This window comes from Pseudacidobacterium ailaaui (assembly GCF_000688455.1).
GTDB classification, from domain to species: domain Bacteria; phylum Acidobacteriota; class Terriglobia; order Terriglobales; family Acidobacteriaceae; genus Pseudacidobacterium; species Pseudacidobacterium ailaaui.
Genome location: NZ_JIAL01000001.1, coordinates 1232388 through 1253178, shown reverse-complemented (window position 1 = coordinate 1253178; position 20791 = coordinate 1232388). Strand labels below are relative to the sequence as shown.

The following is a 20791-nucleotide window of genomic DNA, read 5'->3' as shown; positions in this document are numbered from 1 at the left end:
CTTCGGGCCTTCTGTTGACAGCAAGCGAAAGCAAGAAGGTAGCTTCGGAAAGCGTCCCTGCTACGACCACGCTCACTCTTTATGAAGCACAATCCTTGTCACGCTCTCATGCGGAAAGACGTGCTCGAACCCTCCTTGCATGATCCGCTCCTGTGATTCCACTGGAATGACGGCTTCCGGATCATCTTCGTTGTTTTCATCCGCAATACTGGCACTATGCAGCGTCTGAATTTCCGCTGTTCCTTTTGCGCGGAATCCAGTAACCCCGATTTCCGCAGGAATGTCGGTGTTCAGGCTGCGGTTTACGACAAACAGAAACAACTGGTCTCCAACACCATTCAACGCCGCCACCACATCGAGGTAAGGAACATTCGGGATGTCCGGGATGCGTCCCACGCCATGCTGTACCGAGTAGCTTCCGGAGTTGGCTTCTACACGCACCGGGCGCGAGGCGTGCGCTGACGAGTACATTTTGAAGACGTAATACCCCGGGGTGGCATACACCTGGCTGCGCTTCTTCCAGATGCCGGCAAACTCCATGATGCCCGTCATGTCTGCGATGGGAACGATGGAGCTGTTGCGCATCAGCATATTAAAGAAGCCTGCCGTATCCATCGCGCCTCCCAGATTGCTGAAGTTCGGTGTGCCCGGCTGCCGGCCGATAAAGAGCCATTCGGTGAATGCAATGTGTGTCTTGTTGGCGAATGCAGGCACCTGGTTGATCTGCTGCTGCATTGCCTTGAGTCGGGTCTCCAATCCAATCGGCAGTGCAAAGGCGGCTTGTGCGATGAAGTCCGTATCCGCGCGGCGCACCTGCGTATCTGTATTGGTCACCACGAAGTGGGTAGAAAGATCATCGAACGTTCCGGGGGGATTGCTCAACTGCGTCGCGTTCCACTTCTCGTATCCATCGGGATCGGCGCCCGTGGCAATCAGTTTTGCTTGTGGGTCGATTGCATGGATGGCCTTGCTATAGGCCAGCGTGCGCGCGGCCAACTGGTCCAGAGTAGGCCAGCCCGTGTTCCAGTTGCCCCATAGCTCGTTGCCCAGCTCCCAGAGAAGACCGCCGTGTCTGTGCCAGTGCTGGTCCACATATTTCACCCAGCCAGCAGCCTCTTCCGGAGTGCCAGAGCCGAGGTTCAGCGCAAACTGCGGGTCGGCCCCGATGAGCTCGCAAAAGTGGAGAAATTCATCGGTACCGAAAGTGTTGTACTCGGGAATTCCCCAGGCGACATTCAACATGCTTACGCGTTTGTCGCGCGGCCCGATGCCGTCCTGCCAGTGGTATCCGGAGGTGAAATTGCCCCCAAAGCGCACCAGAGGGGTTTCCATGGCTTTGGCCAATGCCACTTCATCGGGATCGAGGCCGTCGAGCGCGTCGTTGGGCATCAGTGAAAATTCGTCCACTTCTACGCGCTCATCACCTTCGAGCTCAACAACAAAATCTGCCGGATCAAGCCGATGCAGTTTGCCTTCAGGAACGTGGAGATCAAAACTGTACTTTGTCCAAGAGGTGGAAGAGGCATCCACATGGGCGGAAGCCAGGACTTCGCTCCCGTTGCGCGGCCGAATGGAGAGGGTCAACCCCGTTGGTCCGCTGATGTGCCGCGCATAGAGGCTGCCCTTGTAATCGAGTGTGCGATGCACGGGCAGATACACCTTCTGGCGGATTCCTGTAGGCTGTCCCGGGACCCCAATGATGAGGAGCGAACGCCAGGAATTGGCAGCATTCCCGTAGCGAAGTTCGTATCGGTTTCCCTGCCCATAATCGAGTGGCTCCCACGGCAGGGGCAGGCCCAGTTGTGAGGCGCGGCCCAGAGCCGGTTCTTCATGCACCATTCGCATGACATTTTCTGCGCTCCACAGGCCTGCTTCCAGGCTGGGATTTTGAAGGACCTCGGCCCACAGCCCGTTGTAGGTGGAATTGCCAATCGGCTCCAGAAAGCTGCCAAAGATGGTGCGCGGAATTTCCGTCCCGTCGGATTTTGCAGCGTCAATGCGAATGGAGGCCCGCGGGGGAATGGGACGGTCAACGGTAATCTGAGCGCGAGAGGGAACCGCAAAGATGGAAGCGCTTACATAAAAGGGAAAAAGAAATTTCAGAATCCTCATGGTCTTCGTCCTCAGGAGCAATTTGTGGAAGCGAATCTCATCTTAACCCCCGGGTGACAGAGTTGGCGAGCGCGTCCTGTTGTGCTGCAAGAGCGGGACGAAAATACGGCGAAGTGAAGAATGGGGTTTAGTTGTTTCCCGTACTTTTGTAGCGGGATTTTTCCAGGGGCACCTGGAGCGTGCCAAACCGGCTGCTGGTCATGTCCCAGATGCCGAGGGTCAAAAACTGGTCCTCTCTGGAAAGGTTGACGGGCTTGTCGAGTGTGATCGAGATACTGGGAGGAAGCCCCTTCGGGTCATGGTTGATGGTAAGAGTAATCTGCTGTGCGCTGCGCTCGGTCAACGTGCCATTGCCATTCATCGCCAGTACGACCACGCCGAAGACGATGCTGTATTTGCCGTTCTCCCTTCTTGCCGTAAAGGCATTGGCGGGCACAGTGTACCGGACCATGAAGGGCACGGTGTGCTTTTTTTCCGGCAACGCAGGCAAGGTCACAGAGGCCTTGGTCCAACTGGCAATGGCGGGGTCGGATGCCGGCAGAACGGCGGCCTGAAAAAGAATGGGTTGGTTATCAAACTGCGGGACTTCGAGCTTTTCTCCGTTGGCCAGAAGACGTGTACGGGTTGAGGAGGTGGTCTCCGGCGTGGCGGGAAGGCTGCCATCGGCAAAATAGCCGCTGCGGTAGCCCAGATGGTAGGCCCCAGTGCTCACACTTACGCGCACATTGTGCCACCGGTTGTCGAAGTGCAGTTCGTGCGGTGAATAGGTCAGGGTGTAATAGTTGCTGTCTGTTTCCAGCAAATGCGCTGCGATCTCTTTTAGTCCGTTACTGTTGAAATAGGCCTCTCCGCCGGTGGCTTTGGCGGTCTGCTCCATGGCCAGATGCTGGCTGATGACTGGGTTGCTTCCCGGAAACCCGCCCCCAACCATGAGGCCGCGCGCATCAATGGGAAAGACAGCGATCCTTTCTTCGTCGAGCTCATCGTAGAGTGCGCGCCAGGCCTCCGCGTCCTGTGCCGTAAGGGTGTTTGCCAGAAAATCGGGAAACAGATAGAGAGTGGACCCTCCTGAAAACCAGAGAATGTTTTTTCTGCCTGGGACCTGAAGTAGAGACAGTGCGATCTGGTGGAGGGTATCAAATTCACTCAAATACTCCCGGCCCGGCGGAGGAAAACGGGGAATGGCCTTGTGCAGGGCTTCCAGGAGAAGCTTGCGGTCGGTGGTAAAGTTCTGCACAAGAAAGCATCCAGATCCGGCGCGCAGGTAAAGGGCCAATGGAGGCAGGTCCTTTTCTTCGTGCAGAAATTTTGTCAACTGATCGTTGAGATACATCTGCTCTGGTATCTCCAGATTGGCGATATCAATCAACAGGACATTGACTGCAGGGGGCAGATGGAGCAGGTAGTCATTCGTGTAGACTCCAGGGCGGCCAGAGGGCAGGGCCGATAGGGGAGGGGTATCGGAATGTTCCTCAAAAGAAAGAATGGTCTGAGGCTGGTGATTGTCAAAAATATGAAAGACGGATTCCGGCAGCCCTTTCACCGGATTGTCTTTTGCGTCCGTAACGGTAACGTCCGTCAGAACGACCCTGGTATTGGTCTGGAAGGTATAGGGGGTTTGCTCAGGCTTTTGCTGTGAGGGTGAGGCAAGAGGGACCAGAAGTACCAGAACCAGGGCGGATGCCGGCGCTGCGTTGCGGAAGAGCATAGCTGCTGCACAACACACTACTGGGAATGGGCCATAGGAGCAAGTTGGTCAACGGCTGCGGAGCCGCGCACAAACCATGGCGGCGGCCAGCAGCAGGAGGGCCGCGATGGCCAGGGCGGCATGAAAGCTATGGGTGGCATCGCTGACACGACCCATCAGATAAGGCCCAAAGAATCCGCCGAGCGCACCCGTGGAATTGATGATGGCAATGCCGCCTGCGGCCGCCGTTCCGCGCAGCATGGCGGTCGGCAATGCCCAGAAGGGACCAAAGCACCCCCAGATGCCGGTAATGGCAAGAAACAGGGAGCAGATGGCCAAACGGGGATCGCGCAGCACAACGCTCAGCCCGAATCCCGCCGCTGCGACCAGCAGGGAAGCCATCAGATGCCCCCGGCGCTCCTGGCTGCGGTCTGAGGACCGGGCAATCAGCAGCATGGCCATGGCAGCCAGCAGATAGGGGACCGCAGTCAGTAAGATGACGCGAGAATTAGAAGCATGAGAGAGCTGTTTGAGCACAACCGGAAGCCATAGGCCCAGGCTGTAGAGGGCCGCGGAAATAGCAAAATAGATAAAGGCCAGTCGCCACAATACCGTGTTTCGCCACACGGCCCGCAGATGGACCGAGTCTGGAGCAGAAATGGCGGCCTGCTCTGCGGCAAGGGTCTCAGTGAGCCAAAGCCGCTCCTCAATTTGGAGCCAGGAAGCCTGTGCAGGTGAATCCGTCAGCACGAAAAAGACAAGTGCGCCCAGCAGGACCGAGGGCAGCCCTTCTCCTGCGAAGAGCCACTTCCATCCCGCCACTCCTGCGGTGCCATCCAGCCGCAAAAGCAGGTTCGACAAGGGCGCACCGATGACGCCGGCCATGGCCGTGGCCGCCATAAAGAGCGCAACGGCCCGGGCCCGCTGCTGCTGTGGAAACCAGCGGGTGAGATACAGAATGACTCCGGGAAAAAATCCTGCCTCAGCTGCGCCAAGAAGAAACCGCAGAGTGTAGAACCCGGCGGGTGTGCGTACCAGAGGCATGCAGGCGGAGATCGTGCCCCAGACCACCATCAGAAAGCCAATCCAGCGGCGTGGGCCGATCCGTAGCAGGACCAGGTTGCTGGGTATTTCAAACAGCGCGTAGCTGAAAAAGAAAAGGCCCGCACCCGTGCCGTAGACGGTGTCACTGAAGCCAAGGTCCTGCCGGATAAAAAGCGCCGCATAGCCGACATTCACGCGGTCCAGATAGGCAAAGACATACAGGGCAAAAAGAAAGGGCATCAGGCGGCGAGAGACGCGTGAGAGCGTCCTCGCCGAGAGCTGCCGGGTCTCGCTCATCTTCTGATTATGGACGGACCTTCAGCAGGACCACACCATGCGCGGGCACCTGGACAGAATAGCTTCCGTTTTTGGCCTCCACATCTTCGTGCTTCCACAGGTCGCGCAGCTTTGCACTGGAGGCAAATCCGAGGTCTTTCAGTTGCAGCGTTATGGTCCGTGGCGAATCTGCGCGATTGAACAGGCCCACCGCTTTTGCTCCGCCTGAAAGCGGCTTGGCCCAGATCTCCTCTGGTCCTTCTGCCCAGACACGGTCACCCTGTTTGCCTAGCCTGTCCTGGTCCACGGCAATGACTTCACGGTTGGTGAGCAGATCCAGCGTTTCCTTTGACATTTTGCTCAGGTCGTTTCCAGCCAGCAGGGGCGCGGCCAGAATGGCCCAAAGCGACATATGCGTGCGGTACTCTTCTGTTTTCATGCCGCCGTTGCCGACTTCGAGCATATCAGGATCATTCCAGTGTCCGGGGCCTGCGTAGCGGGAAAGCCCAGCCTGCGAGAAGCCAATCTCAGCCATGCGGCTATAGCGGTCAGTGATGTCGCCTGTTGTGCGCCACAGGTTGCCACCCACTTCCGGGCCCCACTTCCAAACATCATTCCAGCCATACTGGCACATGCTGAAGACGATGGGGCGGCCGGTGGCCAGCAGTGCTTGATGCATCTTTTCGTAGGCGGCCTTCTGCATGGCAAAGGCCTGCTGGCTGTGCTCGTCACCGGTCTTTTCTTTCATGATTCCGATGAAGCTGCACAAATCGTATTTCAGATAATCAATGCCCCAGGCGGCGTAGGTTTTTGCGTCCTGCTCTTCATGGCCGTAGCTGCCTTCATAGCCGGCGCAGGTTTTGGGCCCGGGTGAGGAATAAATTCCCAGTTTCAGGCCCTTGGAATGCACGTAGTCCGCCAGGGCCTTCATGTCCGGGAACTTGCTGTTGGGATGGATCACGCCGCTGGCATCACGCGTGCCCTCCCAGGTGTCATCAATGTTTACGTAAATGTAGCCCGCATCGCGCATTCCGCTGGATACCAAGGCGTCGGCCGCAGCGCGTACGTCCGCATCAGTGACCCTCTCAGCGAAATGGTTCCAGCTATTCCAGCCCATGGGTGGAGTCGCGGCGAGTTGAGAAGATTGTGCCTGTACAACCAGAGAGGCGACGAGCAAACCTGCTCCGCAAACGAGAGAAAGGGTCCTGCTTTTGAACATGGTTTTCCTGGATTCTCCTTACACACAGCAAGATATTCGCTGAGTGACGATATGTAAACGTAAACATTTGCCCAGCTTGTCCGGCCTGTCTGTGCTTTGCTTTGGGGCCTTTTCCCTCCGGCCCGCAGGCTTGTTATAAATGTCCTACAGCTATGAAGACTCTGTTTTGCGCCATACTGGGTTTTGTCCTGACAGGGGGGCCGGCGTTGTTTGCGCAGGCCACGCCGCAGGAGTCACTGTTGGTCTTGTCCAAAGTAGACCGCACTCTGACCATTGTGGACCCGGTAAGTCTGAAGGCTGTTGCCAAGGTCCCGGCCGGCGATGATCCGCATGAGGTGGTTGCCTCTGCGGACGGCAGGTTTGCCTTTGTTTCCAATTATGGGTATGGGGCGTATCACACGATCACGGTAGTGGACCTGGTTGCGCAGAAAGTCCAGCGTACGGTGGATGTGGGACCACTCCGCGGGCCGCATGGACTGGCATTTGCCGAGGGCAAGCTGTGGTTTACGGCCGAGGTGGCAAAGGCAATCGCCCGATACGATCCAGAGAGCCATCAGGTAGATTGGGTCCTGGGTCTGGGACAGAACCGCACGCACATGATTGATGTCTTTCCCGGTGCCTCGCGCATCATGACGACCAACGTAAACTCGGGTACGGTCAGCATTCTAGACAAAGTCACGGTGCAGCCGCAGGGGCCTGTACCCGGAGCGCAGACCGACCGTCCGAATTATGTGCAGCCCCACGGTCCGCCGGTAGACTGGAACCAAACCGTGGTATCCGTGGGCAAGGGGCCCGAAGGCTTTGCGGTGTCGCCGGATGGAAAGGAAGCGTGGATCGGCAACGGGCTGGATGGGACGGTGTCCATTGTGGACCTCGCAGCGAAGAAAGTCGTAGAGACCATTCCGGCAGGGATTCCCGGCATCAATCGCGTCAAGTTCACCCCGGACGGACGGCTGGTTTTGCTTTCCAGCCTGCGCAACCCCTATCTCACCGTGTTTGATGCGGCCTCCCGGAGGAAGATCAGGCAGGTCCCGGTAGGGCATGCTTCCGAAGGCATTCTTGTGCAGCCAGATGGAGCGCGTATCTTTGTTTCCTGCTCGCCTGATGATTCTGTAGCGGTGATTGATACAAAGACACTCCGCGTTATCGGACGCATTGCAGCCGGGCATGAGCCGGACGGGCTGGCCTGGGCGGTACGGCGCTAGGGTCCACAGGCCGTAACCTGGCGCGCAGCACGCAGTCCGGAGACAAGCGCCCCGTGCACGGTGCCCCAGTTTCCTGTCGTATCGGTGTGCTCACCGGCAAAATACAGTGTTTCTTCTATCGGGATGCTCATCTTTTCCGACGCGTCCGCTGCGCCTACCGGCGCATAACTATACGCCCCCAGACTGTAGGGGTCCTGCTGCCAGTTGTGCGTGTGCCAGCTTATCAGCAGTTCGCGGAGCTGATGTTCCGGGCGCGAAAAGATTCGTGCAAGCGTTGTTAGACCGCGCCCGACAAGCTTCTGAGGCGAGAAGAGCGAGGCATCAAGTGCCCGTGGACCTCCGATCCAGCCAGTCAGCATGGGCGCCGGGTCCGGCGAGGGGGTCCACCAGACGCGAAGAAGATCCGATTGCGAAAACAGAAAGTGCGCGTCCGGACAATCGGACTCCCAGAAGCGCTCCCGAAAGAGAAATGTGATGCGTGTGGCGCTGCCCATGACCATCTGGGAAGCCGCTTGCAAGGCCGGCAATGGAGCGGGATCAAAAGAGACGCTTTCTGACTGCAATACGCCGAGCGGCAGTGTGAGGATGCACTGGCGCGCTTCAAAGACCTGTTCCTGTTCTTCCAGCATTGCAAATACATGGACACGGCCGCGCTGCCAGCGGACGGAACGTACCGGCGTAGAAAAGAAAAGTTCGCCGCCAGCGCAGCGCAGTTGGTTTTCAAGAAATGCAGGCAGTGCGCTGTATCCCTGCCGGACCCGGAATGCGCGCCAGCCCTCGATGGCGTCTTCGGCCGCCTGCTGCCGGGCCAGGGCGCGAATGCCAATCCTCTCGGCGTCGGCCGCATTAAAACCTTCAACATAAGCAAGGGCCGACTGAACTGTAGCGGCTGGAAGATTTTGCTGCCGGGCCCATGCAGTAAAGCTCTGGTCAGGGCCCTCCTGGGGCAGCGTCCGCATGATTTCGAAGCCGCCCGCTTCCTCCTCACACTCGTGCAGGCCCTCTTGGTCAAAGCAAAGAACGCTGCCGCCCAGCTCAAAGGGGCGGAGACCGGCTAAGGTCAGGAGCTGCCATAGCTCGGCAGATCGGCCGTGGATGAATTCTGCTCCCAGTTCGACGGGTAAGTCCGAATGGGGTGGAAAAGCGGAAAAAATGCGTCCGCCGGGCCGGGAACGTGCTTCCAGAACAGCAACCTTTCGGCCCTGCGCGGCAATGCTTTGCGCGGCGGCGAGGCCAGAGATGCCAGCACCAATGACGAGCACATCATATTTCATGAAAGATTGGATGGCAGAAGCTTCTTGAAAGATTTGATTGTCATGAGCCTGCCCGTGCGCTCTTCTTTTTCGTGGCCGGACGCCTTTCTTCGCGGGCCAGGGCCTGTTCATTGACCTGCGCAGATTCAGCCATTCTCAGGTGGCGTTCCATGATTTCGCGTGCCTCCTTCGCATTTCGGGAACGGATGGCACGATATAGCTCACGGTGCATCTCTGCGGACTGCTTCAGGTCACGCGAACGCTCGACGGTCTTGCGGCGCTCATCATAAAGAGCAGCCGTAATGGTTTCCATGAGAACGGCCAGGATGGGGTTGCCCGATGCTTCGGCAATGGTGCGGTGAAAGCGCATGTCGTGGATCAGGTATTCCTGGGGCTCATGGAAGGTCGCATACATTTCCGTGACTTCCTCGGCCAGGCGGGTAAAGTGTTCTTCGCGCCCACGTTCGGCAGCCAGCGCGGCCAGATGGCTTTCAAGGACCCGGCGCGCCTCAAACATCTGTGCATTCGTGAAGCCATGCAGGGCGCTCAGCAGCTCCAGGGACACGCCTCCCAGGGCCGGAGGTCCATCTGCAACAAAGGTGCCTACGCCGTGCCGGACATTCAGCACCCCCATTGCGGCCAGATGACCGATACCGGCGCGCAGGCTGGCGCGGCTGATTTTGAGCTTCTGCGCAAATTCGCGTTCGGGCGGAATTTTGTCGCCCGGCCGCAGGGTGCCGTGCTCAATAAGCTTGCGGATATGGTTGACCACCTGCATGGTCAGATGGGTCTCGTGGTTCTGATTGGGTTCACTCATTGCCATATTGCGTCTTGCCAGAGAGATTAGCATTGTCTGGGTGGTCCTGGCGCAGTACTTTGTCCTCAGATTTGAAAATTGATGCGCTGATGGACTACCTTGGAGTGGTTAGACCACTGCTCCAACGAGGCCCAGGCTATGCCGATTCTGCACGAAGACCGACTTTTTCCCGCCGACCCTGAGACGCGAAAGATTGCGCGCCGCCTGTATGCTGCTATCCGCGACCTGCCCATTCTGAGCCCGCACGGACATACGGATGCCGCATGGTTTGCTAAGAACGAGCCGTTTCCTGACCCGGCACGGCTTTTCATTCTGCCAGACCATTACGTTTATCGGATGCTCTATAGCCAGGGGATTTCCATGCATGAACTGGGGATCCGGCAGGCCAATCCCCCGGATCCGCGCAAAATCTGGCGCATCTTTGCTGCACATTATCATCTCTTTCGCGGGACCCCGACGCGCCTTTGGCTTGACTATGAATTTGAAATGCTGTTCGGACTGCAAGAGCGACTTTGTGCAGAAAATGCCGATCACTACTACGATGTGATTGCAGAAAAGCTGCAGACGCCTGAGTTTTTGCCTCGCGCGCTTTACGAGCGTTTCCGGATCGAGGTGCTGGCGACAACCGATTCGCCTCTGGACACGCTTGAGCACCATCGGGCCATCCGCGAATCCCACTGGCAGGGGCGCATCATACCAACGTTTCGGCCCGATCCGGTGGTCGACCCGGCCTTTTCCGGCTTCCGCGAAAATATTGCGAAGCTGGGTGAGCTGACCGGTGAGGACACATCAAAGTGGAGTGGATATCTGAATGCGTTGCGCAAGTCCCGCGAACGCTTCAAACAATTGGGCTGCACGGCGACGGACCACGGGCATCCGACGGCCAACACAGCCAACCTGAGCGCGGCCGAGGCCGAGGCCCTCTTTGATGTGGTGCTCTCCGGCCAATCTAGCACGGAGCAGCAGGAAACCTTTCGTGCGCAGATGCTGACGGAGATGGCCCGCATGAGCGTGGACGATGGTCTGGTGATGCAGATCCACCCTGGGGCCTTCCGCAACCACAACCAGCGGATTTACCAGGAGTTCGGACGGGATGCGGGGGCGGACATTCCCATGGCCACGGACTACGTTCATGCTCTGAAGCCTTTGCTGGACCTGTTCGGGAACGAGCCTTCTTTGACGATCATCCTGTTTACGCTGGATGAATCTACATACGGGCGCGAGCTGGCGCCTCTGGCCGGTCATTATCCCTGCCTGAAACTGGGACCGCCCTGGTGGTTCTTTGACAGCCCGGAAGGGATGCTGCGCTTCCGCGAGTTGGCGACAGAAACGGCAGGCTTTTATAACACCGTTGGATTCAACGATGACACACGGGCCTTTCTTTCCATCCCCTCACGGCATGATGTGGCCCGCCGGATGGATTGTGCTTTTCTGGCGCGGCTGGTCGCCGAGCACCGCCTGGATGAGGACGAAGCCTTTGACCTGGCACAGGACTTAACGGTAAATCTGGTGCGCAAGGCATACCGCTTGTAGAGACAAAGCCAGCGGGACACCTTGCCCATTGTCGCGGCGCACAGATATAACGGGAAAGATTCCAACTTCATGACTTTTTCTGACAAATCCCCAGCGGCTGAGGCCGTCTCCAGTGTGCCGCCCGAGGCTTCGCGTCCGCCTGTCAGCCATGTCCGATGGACAGTCTGTGCGCTGCTTTTCTGCGCCACCTCCATTAACTATATGGACCGGCAGGTGCTGGGGATCCTTGCTCCGGTTTTGCAGCACAACATTGGCTGGACCGAGGCCCAGTACGGCTATATCGTCAGCGCATTTCAATTTGCATATGCTGTAGGGCTGGTCTTTGCCGGCCGAATGGTGGACAGGTTCGGTACACGCATTGGTTATGCCGCTGTCATGGGCATATGGAGCATTTCAGCCATGTGCCATTCCCTGGTGCGTTCCGCTTTTGGCTTCGGGGTGGCAAGGTTTTTTCTGGGACTGGGGGAATCCGGTAATTTTCCAGCAGCCATCAAAACCACGGCAGAATGGTTTCCGCAAAGTGAGCGCTCGCTGGCCACGGGCATCTTTAATTCTGGTGCGAATGTCGGGGCCATCCTTGCCCCGGCCATCGTGCCCTGGGTGACGATCCGGTTTGGCTGGAGGGTTTCGTTTCTGATTACCGGCATCTTCAGCGCGACCTGGATCCTCTGGTGGCTGACCCACTATCGCAAACCAGGGGAGCATCCCAAGGTCAGCCGTAAGGAATTGGATCTCATTCACCGGGACCCGCCCCAGCCTGCTGTGAATATCCCCTGGAAGAAGCTGGTAGTTTACCGCCAGACGTGGGCCTTTTCCCTGGCCAAATTTTTGACCGATCCCATCTGGTGGTTCTACCTGTACTGGCTGCCCAAATTTTTTGACTCCCGCTTTCACCTCGGACTGTCGCATCTCGGCTTGCCGCTGATTCTGGTCTATAACGCATCTGCTGTTGGAAGCATCGGTGGAGGATGGCTGCCTGCCTGGATCAACCGGACCGGCATGGACATGGTCCGGGCCCGCCTGACGGCCATGCTTTTGTGTGCCATCGCCGTAACGCCGATCTTCTTTGCCAGCGCTACACATTCTGAGTGGGTGGCCGTGGGCCTGCTGAGCCTTGCTGCGGCTGCACATCAGGGCTGGTCAGCGAATCTGTTCACGACTGCCTCGGACATGTTCCCCAAAACCGCAGTTGGCGCTGTGGTTGGCATCGGCGGGATGGCCGGATCGGTGGGTGGGGTGCTGTTTTCACTGAGCGCTGGATGGATCCTGCAGATTACACACAGCTACGCTTCCTTGTTTGGGATTGCGGCCAGTGCCTACCTGATTGGCCTGCTGGTCCTGCGTATGCTGGCCCCCGGGCTGCAAAAAGTAGAAGTGACGGCGTAAGGGACGGCCAGCGAAACCTGCATCGGCAAACCAGAATCTTCCGCGCAGCCAATCATCCTCCGGTTATGAAGATAGAAGGGCCACAGGCAATCGAAGCGCACCCTGGAAGCACAGTCAGGCTCGCGGCCCAGGTCTCTGACCCGGACCATAATGTCGTGCGCGTGCAATGGTGGCAATCCAACGATGCCGGCACTTATCCGGGAGACATTGTTCTTTCCCATCCCGCGTCCTTAGTAACAACTTTTCGCGTGCCAGAGGACGCGCAGCCTGGCCAGACCATTCATGTCCTTATAGAAGCAACTGACGATGGCACGCCACCGCTGACGCGATATCAGCGGGTGATTGTCACGATTCAATAGGCAGGAGTAAAAAGGTTTGCGGACCGGTTGTTGCGGCCAGACCTGAATTTTGAAGAAACATTTTTTGAGTGAGGAGCAGAGACCAGTGGTGAAAAAAAGCAAGCGATGGATGATTTTCCTGGGACTGATGGCAACGTTTACCGGAAGCGCGGCCTTTCCGCTGGGGGCAGATGCACAGGCAGGTCCTTTCAGCGCCGAGGCCAGGCAAAAGGCCGAAGATCTGCTGAAGCAGATGACCCTGGACGAGAAAGTGGGTCAGCTCAATCAATCGGCAGGGATTGTGATCCCGGGGCTCGCCAATGACAAACCGGACGACCTGATCGTACAGGGGAGGGTGGGTTCAATACTTTGGTTGACCGACGTAAAGGAGATCAACCGGCTTCAGCACCTGGCCGTAGAAAAATCGCGGCTGCATATTCCGATCCTGTTTGGGTTCGATGTTATCCATGGTTACCGCACAGTCTTTCCGGTACCGCTGGCCATGGCCTCCTCTTGGGACCCTGAAGTCGAAGAGCAGGCACAACATTATGCAGCCCAGGATGCACGCGCGGCAGGGATCGAATGGACCTTTACCCCGATGGTAGACATCGCTCGCGATGCCCGTTGGGGCCGCATTGTGGAAGGCGCAGGAGAAGACCCTTATCTTGGTTCTGCAATGGCCCGTGCCCAGGTCCTTGGATTCCAAGGAGAACGGCTCAGTCCGCAGAGTGTGTTGGCCTGTGTGAAGCATTTTGCAGGTTATGGAGCGGCCGATGGCGGACGGGACTACGACTCATCCTATATTCCCGAAGAGTTGATGCAGAATGTGTATCTGCGTCCCTTTCATGCTGCGGAAGAGGCCGGTGCGGGCAGCTTTATGAGCGCATATATGGACCTGAACGATGTTCCGGCCAGCGGCAACCATTGGCTGCTTACCGATGTTCTGCGAAAGGATTGGGGCTTTGAGGGATTTGTGGTCTCTGATGCATTTGCTGTGGCCAGCCTTCAGACGCATGGCTATGCCAGGGACGCTGAAGACGCGGCCTACAAAGGTATCACGGCAGGTGTGAACATGGACATGGCAAGCCAGACCTATACGCGCAATCTTGCCGCTCTGGTACGGGAAGGAAAGGTGAGCGAGCAGTATCTGGATTCGATGGTACTTCCCATTCTGGAGGCGAAGTATGATCTGGGGTTGTTTGATCATCCCTACGTGGATGAATCGCGTGTTGATGCGGTACTGAGCCGTCCGGAGGGTCTGGAGCTGGAGCGCAGACTGGCTGCAAGGTCCATGGTCCTGCTGCGGAATGAAGACCATATCCTGCCTCTTTCCAGGCAGCTAAAAAGAGTGGCGGTCATCGGCCCTCTGGCCGATTCGACGCATGATATTGAAGGTGGCTGGACCGTGGAAGGACTTTTCGGGAACGGCAGCAAGAGTCACCCGGTCACGGTATATGCGGGCATCCGCAACAAGCTCGCCAAAGATGCCCAGGTTACGCTTGTTTCTGGCCCAGAGCCTGCGCGAATCTATCCCGGCCTGCTCGACCGGTTGGCAGGACACAAACCCACTCCGCCTCCCACACCTCAGGAAATCGAGCAATGGATTGCGAAAGCCAGGATGGCAGCTTCCAATGCGGATATTGTCATTGCCGTCATGGGCGAGACCGCGAACATGAGCGGCGAGGCGGCCTCCCGGGCCACCCTGGACCTGCCCGGGATTCAGCAGCAGATGCTGGAAGCTGTGGCGGCGACAGGGAAGCCTGTGGTCCTGGTGCTAGAAAATGGCCGGCCGCTGGACATCCGCTGGGCCTCGGAACACGTGGGTGCGATCCTAGAGGCCTGGTATCCGGGAACAGAGGGCGGGAATGCCGTGGCGGATGTGCTGTTTGGAGATGTGAATCCGGGGGGCAAATTGCCGATTAGCTGGCCGCGCACTGCAGGCTCTGAGCCGCTCTATTACAATCACAATCTGACGCATGAGCCGGAAGACCGTCCTGATTTTACCTCCCGCTATTGGGACATCAACTCAAAACCGCTCTATCCCTTCGGCTTTGGCTTAAGCTACACAACATTTCGGTTTGCCAACCTGCATCTGAGGAAAACCACGATGGGAGTGGGAGACACGAATGAGGTCAGCGTAGATGTGACCAACACTGGCGCCGTTGCCGGTGATGCAGTGGCGCAGATCTACATCCATCAACGTTATGGCTCGGCATCTCGTCCAGTGCGCCAGCTGGTGGGATTTCAGCGCGTTACTCTTCAGCCGGGAGAAACCAAGACGCTCACATTTCCGTTGGGGAAGAATGAGCTTGAGTTCTGGAGTCCGCAGAAGAGAGAGTGGGTCGTAGAACCTGCTGAGTTTGATCTATGGGCAGGCGAGGACTCTACTGCTACCCTGCATCAGACATTTCAAACGACGCAATAATCTCTGGACGGCACCCATGGTATGGCACTCACAAGTGAGAGCCATACCATTCCAGGATGCGCGACAGCGAGTCAATCTGGTGCTCGCGTTCATGAAAGATGTGCGGCTCACGCGGATAGCGCACCATTTCTGCGTCGCGGCCAAGAAAACGCAGGCCATTGTAGAATTCCTCTCCCTGCGAGATGGGCACGCGCTGGTCTGCTTCCCCATGGAGCACCAGGACCGGGGTGTGGCACTGGTCCAGATAACGCACCGGCGAGTGCTCATCATAGAGCTTGCGATTGGCCTGCAATTCGCCAAAGTAGCCGGTAGAAAAGCTGGGCGCAATGTCCGTGGTTGTTGCCATGCTGAAAAGGTCCGTTACACCGGCGCCTACCATTGCAGCTTGAAACCGGTTGGTGTGCGTTACCGTCCAGGCGGTCATGAATCCCCCAAAACTCCAGCCGCCGATGGCCATGTGACCAGGGTCAGCAATGCCCTTTGCAATGAGAGTATCGACTCCGTCCATAATGTCCTGAAAATCGCCACCGCCCCAGTCCTGAAAGTTGGCCTCAGTATATGTGGGGCCGGCACCATCGGACCCGCGGGGGTCTGGAAGCAGGACGACATACCCATGCGACGCAAGCATGGCCGCGTAGTTGTACCAGTTCCCATGCCATCCGATGGTCCAGGCTTCTTCCGGACCGCCGTGCACATGAACAATGGTTTTATACCGTCTGCCTGCCTCGTAACCCGGAGGCAGGTCTAGGACTCCATGAATGGTGCGTCCATCGATCGAACTCTTCCAGGTGATCTCCTGTTCTGTGCCCAGCTTCCAGTTTCTGACCTGCGGGTTTGTATCGGTAAGCACCGAAACATGTCCAGCGGCATCGATCCATACCTCTTCAGGCTGCACCGGGGTCTGACCGAGGAAGGCAAATGTTCTGCCATCGTCGCTGACGGTGATCTCGCCAGCGGATGGTGTCACCTCTTTGAGGATCTGGGATTTTCCGGACGCAGCCTCTACAGAAATGACCGCAGTATGGGCCTGCAGCGTCGTCTGCGCCAGCAGCGATTTTCCATCCGGGTGCCATTCCATCTGTTCCACCGTACCGGGAAATGCATCTTCGACAACAAACTTTTTTCCACTGTTCAGGTCTTCGATTACATGCTCATCGGTAATCCTTTTTTCGCGCATTCTTGAGTATGCGACGCGCTGCCCGTCGGGTGACCATCGCGGTTCCATGTATCCGGCATGTTCTTCGAGCGTTTTTTCTATGGTCCCGTTTGATGCATTGAGGACCTCAATTTTCGAGACGCGCCAATAATCATCAATCCTTGGCGTGGGAGAAACACGGGCCACCAGCCGTGTTCCGTCCGGCGACCAGTCAAAAGCATCGATGTTGATGTCCGTCGTGGTCAGTAGTTTTGCCTGGCGTTGCGCCAGATTGTAGATCCAGAGCCGGTCATATTTGTAATTGCGATTGACAATGATCTCATCATTTTTTTGTTTCCTACGTGCCCGCTCCTGGGCAGTCTCCTGGTCGGTGCGGACAAAAGCAATGGACTTTCCATCCCGGGACCAGCGGAAGCTCTTGATTCCACCGTTGATATAAGTCAGCGGCACGGCTTCTCCTCCATCCACGGAGATCAGCCACAACTGCATCCCAGGATCAGCATTCTTGTCAGGTTCAATTTCCAGATCAGTCCTGCCTTCTACGTTTGCCATCGAAAAGCGAAATGGATCGTGCTGTGGCATGGCGAGCGGATTGGCGCGGTCGGAGAGAAAGGCCAAAAATTTGCCATCTGGAGACCACCTTGGGTCTGTGTCCGCGGCAGTGCTAGTAACAAAGGGACGCGCGGTGCCGATTTCTTTTGCGGATGCGATCCAGATGTGCGCATTTCGGTGCTCGCCAGCTGCTACCGGAGTCTGGACAACATAGGCCACCAGGGTTCCGTCGGGGGAAATTTGTGGAGAAGAAACCTGCTTCAGATTGGCAATGTCTGCAGGATCAACCATTTTGTTCTGCTGGGCTGAGGCCAAAGACAAAGAGGAAAAAACAAGAAGCAAGAGGGCGGATTTCATTTGGAAGGTTCCTCTCATGATGCAAAGGTCTGGGCTTTCTTCTGGTGTAAAAGACGGGCCGGGACGCGCCGCCACCAGAGGATGAAGCCGGTAAAGAAAAGAAAGCCGGGCATGAATCCGGCAAGGATCCATGCAATCCGAGACCAGTTTCCAGCAAAGGTCCCGAAGTGCAGCGGACGGATGAACAGCACGAGTCGAATCGCAAGCGATTGCTGGCGGGAGTCAATATCGCTGATTACCTTGCCGCTGTAGGTGTCAAACACTACTTGCGCATAGGCCCCGCGGTCTTCCGCATGGGGTGGGTCGAGTTGTACCGAGACCGGATCTGTTGGAGACACTGGCAGCGCAAGCCCGCGCAGCGAACAGTCGGGATGCCGCCGCAAAGCCTCCTGGACGAGTGGTTCCATGGCCACCGGTCTGCGCAATGGGACCACGGTGGAGCGAGGCGGAACAGACATTTCCTGCCAGCGATGAACGTTACCGCCTAGCAGAAAGACCAGGGCCGTAGCCATCGGTACGAAAAAGCAATAATAGGCGCCGGTTAACGCCTCAATGGCCAGAGGGATACTGGACCAGAAGCCGACAACACTGTGCAGGTCCCAGTTCAGGCGCGGCCATCGCGCATGCCACTGGATCTTGAATCCGTTGCGAAGGCGGCTGCGCCCGGGCCACCATAGGACAAGACCTGTCATGCAAAGCAAAAACAGAAACAGGGCGCCGATCCCGTTGATGGTCCTTCCTTTCTGGCCGCCCAGCAGGTTGAAATGGAGGTCCGCCAGCCAGTTCATCCATCCCGATGACTCCCCGATTGTGCCAAGTTCCTTTCCGGTGGAGGGATCAAAATAGGCCAGAGTCAGTTCCGCCGGCTTGCTCCTTGACGGCGAGAAATAAAATACCCAGGGCGCAGGATGCGAGTCGTTCGGCCCATGCTGGACCAGAAGATAGCTGATGGCTGAGTCCGGATGGGCTTCCCGTACACGGTCCAGCAGCTGATCCACAGTGAGCCGGGCAGTGCCTGGTAAGGTCGCAAACAGTCCAGGAGTGATGACCCTGTCCAGGGAGTCCTTATACACAATGGCGCTTCCGCTGACACCGACCAGTGTTGCAAGGATGCCAATGCTGATTCCACTCCAGAGATGGACCTGTAAACATGCGCTTCGAATCCAGGTTTTTCTGGGGTGCTGCCAAAATGTCCGGACCCGTCCGCTTGGCTCCAACTGTCTGTTTCCTTTTTCCACTGCCTGTGCCACGCCTGTGAGTTCCTTATGCCCGGATCAATGCAAAAAGTTCAATTGCCAGAATAGAAATGCAAGTTCATCCGATGTCTGTTCCACCTCTGCGTCAGTGGAAAGAGTGCCGGAGTGGCCTGAAGTCGAGTCATACAAAAGCAAGACCGGTCGTCCTGAGCTGGTGGCATTTTGCAGCATGGCCGTCATTTTTCTTGCATGGGAAGGGTCCACTCGCGTGTCTCCGTCTCCGGAAATCAGCAGGACGGCCGGATACGAAGTTCCTTGCCGCACATGATGGTATGGAGAATAAGCATACAGAATGCGGAAGTACCGTGGGTCGCTGTCGGAACCATATTCTGTGGTCCACCAGCGTGCGATGGAGAACCGCTCGTAGCGCACCATGTCAATCAGGGGATAGCGCGCTATGGCTGCGGCAAACAGATCCGGACGCTGCGTAATGCAGGCAGTCACCAGCAGGCCGCCATTGCTCATTCCTTGAATGGCAAGACGATGAGGATTTGTGTATCCCTGGCGAATCAGCCATTGTCCCGCCGCAAGGAAGTCATCAAAGGAGTTTTGCTTCTTATCGAGCTCTCCGGCCTTGTGCCAGGCCTCTCCCAGTTCATTTCCGCCGCGAATGTTGGCCACGGCATAAATACCGCCCATTTCGAGCCACACGCCTGTCTCTGGCGAAAAGGTCGGAAGTTGGGCCCAGTTGAAGCCGCCGTATCCATAAAGAAGAACTGCACGATTGCCGTCTTTCACCATGCCTTTCTTGTAGGCAAGGAACATCGGCACGCGCGTGCCGTCTTTGGAGGGATACCAGACCTGTTCCACAACAACGTCTTTCAATCCGACCGGCGTTGGCGGAGCAGAGATCGTGCTCGTCTTCTTTAAGGAAACAGAATACGAGAAGAATGAGGTAGGAGTCTCAAAAGAAGAGTAGGAAAAGCAGACGACGGGCGAGTTCCATTCGCTGTCAATATGCTCAACCGATCCGATACCGGGCAACGGAATGCTCCCCTCCCCCTTGCCGTTCTCATCCAACAGGCGGAGTTCCGAATGCGCATTGCTGATGTAGTTCAGTAGAAGCTTATGGCCGCTTAGGCGGAACATTTCAATCACGGAGCCGGTTTCCGGTACGATCGTGCGCCAATGTGCCGGATCCGGATGGTCTACGTCCGTTTCCATCATGCGTCCATTTGGCGCATTCCAGTTGGTCTGAATAAAAATCTTTCCCTCGGCAGCATCTGCGGTAAATGTCGCTGGAACATCTTTGATCAGGGGTGCGATGCCGGTTCCTTTGCGCAGGTCTTTGAAATAAATGTCTGTTGCTCCGGAAGCGCCATGCAGCACATGAATCAGGAGCAGACTCCCGTCCTGAGAAAGCGAAGGAGCAAGGATCATCTGCGGGCCGATGCTCTGTCCGAAAATCAGCGGGTCCTGATGTGCCTCTGTACCCAGATGGTGTTCATACAGGCGCGGTCCCTGGTCCTCAAATTTTACGTAATAGACAGAGCGCCCATCAGGAGTCATGGGCAGCGACCAGTATATGTAACGCGCTTCCGGTAGTACATCTGGCAGCTCTTTCCCTGCGGCGGCGTCATAAAAATGAATGCTTAGCTGGTCCCGTCCCCCTCTTCGTATGCCATAGACCACCAGCTGTGCATCTTCTGACACATTCAGCAGTTCCACCGTGGCCGTAGAATCGCCGCTGATTTTCGCCGGGTCGATCAGAAGTTTCTCCGTACCGGATTCCCCTTGCCTTACATACAATGCTGCATGTTCCTGTCCGGGGATTTTCTTCAGGATGAAGTACTTGCCGTTTCGATAGAGCACACGTTGTGCTTGCTCGATGTCTGTAAGTGCCCGGACTTCTTTCCGCAAATCATCCAGCTCTGGGCGCCTGCCCAGCAGTGATTTTGTATACGTCTGTTGTGCCCGGATCCACGCCCGGGTCTGAGGGCTGTCTTTGTCTTCCAGCCACTGATATGGATCACGAACAGTGATGCCGTGGATCGTCTCGGTAACAGGAATGGATGCCGTAGGCGGAGGTGCAGGAAGTGTAGCCTGCTGTGCAAAAAGCACACCTGGCCACAGGAGAGAAAAGCAGGTGTGGAGAAGAAGGTCTTTCCATTGGTCAAAAAGACTGCGCATGGCCCGTCACCCTTTTATGGAATTTGCAGAGGGTACAGCACGGTT

The 20791-nt window shown here is 57.0% G+C and carries 14 protein-coding genes; 5 read left to right on the top strand and 9 right to left on the bottom strand.

Annotated elements, in window-relative coordinates; genetic code table 11:
• Positions 1–72: 72 nt before the first annotated feature.
• The 4 genes from N655_RS17495 to N655_RS0105510 form a co-directional block, all read right to left on the bottom strand.
• The gene (locus N655_RS17495; protein WP_049961271.1) at positions 73–2112 is read right to left on the bottom strand and encodes an alpha-L-arabinofuranosidase C-terminal domain-containing protein; all 2040 of its coding nucleotides are present in this window, start codon (positions 2110–2112) and stop codon (positions 73–75) included.
• Between the two features lie 127 nt (positions 2113–2239).
• Positions 2240–3820: a VWA domain-containing protein gene (locus N655_RS0105520; protein WP_026442184.1), complete on the bottom strand. Its 1581-nt coding sequence runs from the start codon at positions 3818–3820 to the stop codon at positions 2240–2242.
• A gap of 48 nt (positions 3821–3868) precedes the next feature.
• Positions 3869–5140 (bottom strand): MFS transporter, encoded by a 1272-nt coding sequence (locus N655_RS0105515; protein WP_026442183.1) that lies wholly within the window; start codon positions 5138–5140, stop codon positions 3869–3871.
• A 7-nt stretch (positions 5141–5147) separates the two neighbouring features.
• Positions 5148–6338: a glycoside hydrolase family 27 protein gene (locus N655_RS0105510; RefSeq protein WP_026442182.1), complete on the bottom strand. Its 1191-nt coding sequence runs from the start codon at positions 6336–6338 to the stop codon at positions 5148–5150.
• A gap of 152 nt (positions 6339–6490) precedes the next feature.
• On the opposite strand from N655_RS0105510, the gene N655_RS0105505 reads away from it, so the two are divergent.
• Complete coding sequence (locus N655_RS0105505; RefSeq protein WP_026442181.1) at positions 6491–7543, top strand: YncE family protein; 1053 nt, start codon at positions 6491–6493, stop codon at positions 7541–7543.
• Here the strand turns inward: N655_RS0105505 and N655_RS19710 are convergent.
• Both N655_RS19710 and N655_RS17485 read right to left on the bottom strand, forming a co-directional pair.
• The gene (locus N655_RS19710) at positions 7540–8928 is read right to left on the bottom strand and encodes a flavin monoamine oxidase family protein (protein ID WP_081823591.1); all 1389 of its coding nucleotides are present in this window, start codon (positions 8926–8928) and stop codon (positions 7540–7542) included. The genes N655_RS0105505 and N655_RS19710 overlap by 4 nt on opposite strands.
• Positions 8858–9613: a FadR/GntR family transcriptional regulator gene (locus tag N655_RS17485; protein ID WP_044934040.1), complete on the bottom strand. Its 756-nt coding sequence runs from the start codon at positions 9611–9613 to the stop codon at positions 8858–8860. The genes N655_RS19710 and N655_RS17485 overlap by 71 nt, the downstream gene beginning before the upstream one ends.
• Before the next feature lie 138 nt (positions 9614–9751).
• Here N655_RS17485 and uxaC point away from each other — a divergent pair, with 138 nt between their 5' ends.
• The 4 genes from uxaC to bglX all read left to right on the top strand — a co-directional run bounded on the left by uxaC (position 9752) and on the right by bglX (position 15295).
• Entirely contained in the window at positions 9752–11146 is a 1395-nt protein-coding gene (gene uxaC, locus N655_RS0105490) for a glucuronate isomerase (protein WP_044934039.1), read from the top strand.
• A gap of 69 nt (positions 11147–11215) precedes the next feature.
• Positions 11216–12532: an MFS transporter gene (locus tag N655_RS0105485; RefSeq protein WP_044935294.1), complete on the top strand. Its 1317-nt coding sequence runs from the start codon at positions 11216–11218 to the stop codon at positions 12530–12532.
• Between the two features lie 65 nt (positions 12533–12597).
• Complete coding sequence (locus N655_RS0105480; RefSeq protein WP_026442178.1) at positions 12598–12891, top strand: hypothetical protein; 294 nt, start codon at positions 12598–12600, stop codon at positions 12889–12891.
• 88 nt (positions 12892–12979) lie between these two features.
• Entirely contained in the window at positions 12980–15295 is a 2316-nt protein-coding gene (gene bglX, locus N655_RS0105475; RefSeq protein WP_238324516.1) for a beta-glucosidase BglX, read from the top strand.
• Between the two features lie 28 nt (positions 15296–15323).
• Here bglX and N655_RS0105470 read toward each other — a convergent pair whose 3' ends face one another.
• The 3 genes from N655_RS0105470 to N655_RS17480 form a co-directional block, all read right to left on the bottom strand.
• Entirely contained in the window at positions 15324–17294 is a 1971-nt protein-coding gene (locus tag N655_RS0105470) for a S9 family peptidase (RefSeq protein WP_162173499.1), read from the bottom strand.
• A gap of 80 nt (positions 17295–17374) precedes the next feature.
• The gene (locus tag N655_RS0105465; protein ID WP_238324822.1) at positions 17375–18598 is read right to left on the bottom strand and encodes a PepSY-associated TM helix domain-containing protein; all 1224 of its coding nucleotides are present in this window, start codon (positions 18596–18598) and stop codon (positions 17375–17377) included.
• A 36-nt stretch (positions 18599–18634) separates the two neighbouring features.
• The gene (locus N655_RS17480) at positions 18635–20746 is read right to left on the bottom strand and encodes a prolyl oligopeptidase family serine peptidase (protein ID WP_049961269.1); all 2112 of its coding nucleotides are present in this window, start codon (positions 20744–20746) and stop codon (positions 18635–18637) included.
• Between the last annotated feature and the right edge of the window lie 45 nt (positions 20747–20791).

Bases quoted from the DNA above. Each gene is read 5' to 3' on its own strand.
- N655_RS17480 (WP_049961269.1), bottom strand. From the start codon at position 20,746: ATGCGCAGTCTTTTTGACCAATGGAAAGACCTTCTTCTCCACACCTGC.
- N655_RS0105480 (WP_026442178.1), top strand. From the start codon at position 12,598: ATGAAGATAGAAGGGCCACAGGCAATCGAAGCGCACCCTGGAAGCACA.
- N655_RS0105515 (WP_026442183.1), bottom strand. From the start codon at position 5,140: ATGAGCGAGACCCGGCAGCTCTCGGCGAGGACGCTCTCACGCGTCTCT.
- N655_RS0105505 (WP_026442181.1), top strand. From the start codon at position 6,491: ATGAAGACTCTGTTTTGCGCCATACTGGGTTTTGTCCTGACAGGGGGG.
- N655_RS17495 (WP_049961271.1), bottom strand. From the start codon at position 2,112: ATGAGGATTCTGAAATTTCTTTTTCCCTTTTATGTAAGCGCTTCCATC.
- N655_RS0105485 (WP_044935294.1), top strand. From the start codon at position 11,216: ATGACTTTTTCTGACAAATCCCCAGCGGCTGAGGCCGTCTCCAGTGTG.
- N655_RS19710 (WP_081823591.1), bottom strand. From the start codon at position 8,928: ATGAACAGGCCCTGGCCCGCGAAGAAAGGCGTCCGGCCACGAAAAAGA.
- N655_RS0105470 (WP_162173499.1), bottom strand. From the start codon at position 17,294: ATGGTTGATCCTGCAGACATTGCCAATCTGAAGCAGGTTTCTTCTCCA.
- N655_RS17485 (WP_044934040.1), bottom strand. From the start codon at position 9,613: ATGAGTGAACCCAATCAGAACCACGAGACCCATCTGACCATGCAGGTG.
- uxaC (WP_044934039.1), top strand. From the start codon at position 9,752: ATGCCGATTCTGCACGAAGACCGACTTTTTCCCGCCGACCCTGAGACG.
- N655_RS0105510 (WP_026442182.1), bottom strand. From the start codon at position 6,338: ATGTTCAAAAGCAGGACCCTTTCTCTCGTTTGCGGAGCAGGTTTGCTC.
- N655_RS0105520 (WP_026442184.1), bottom strand. From the start codon at position 3,820: ATGCTCTTCCGCAACGCAGCGCCGGCATCCGCCCTGGTTCTGGTACTT.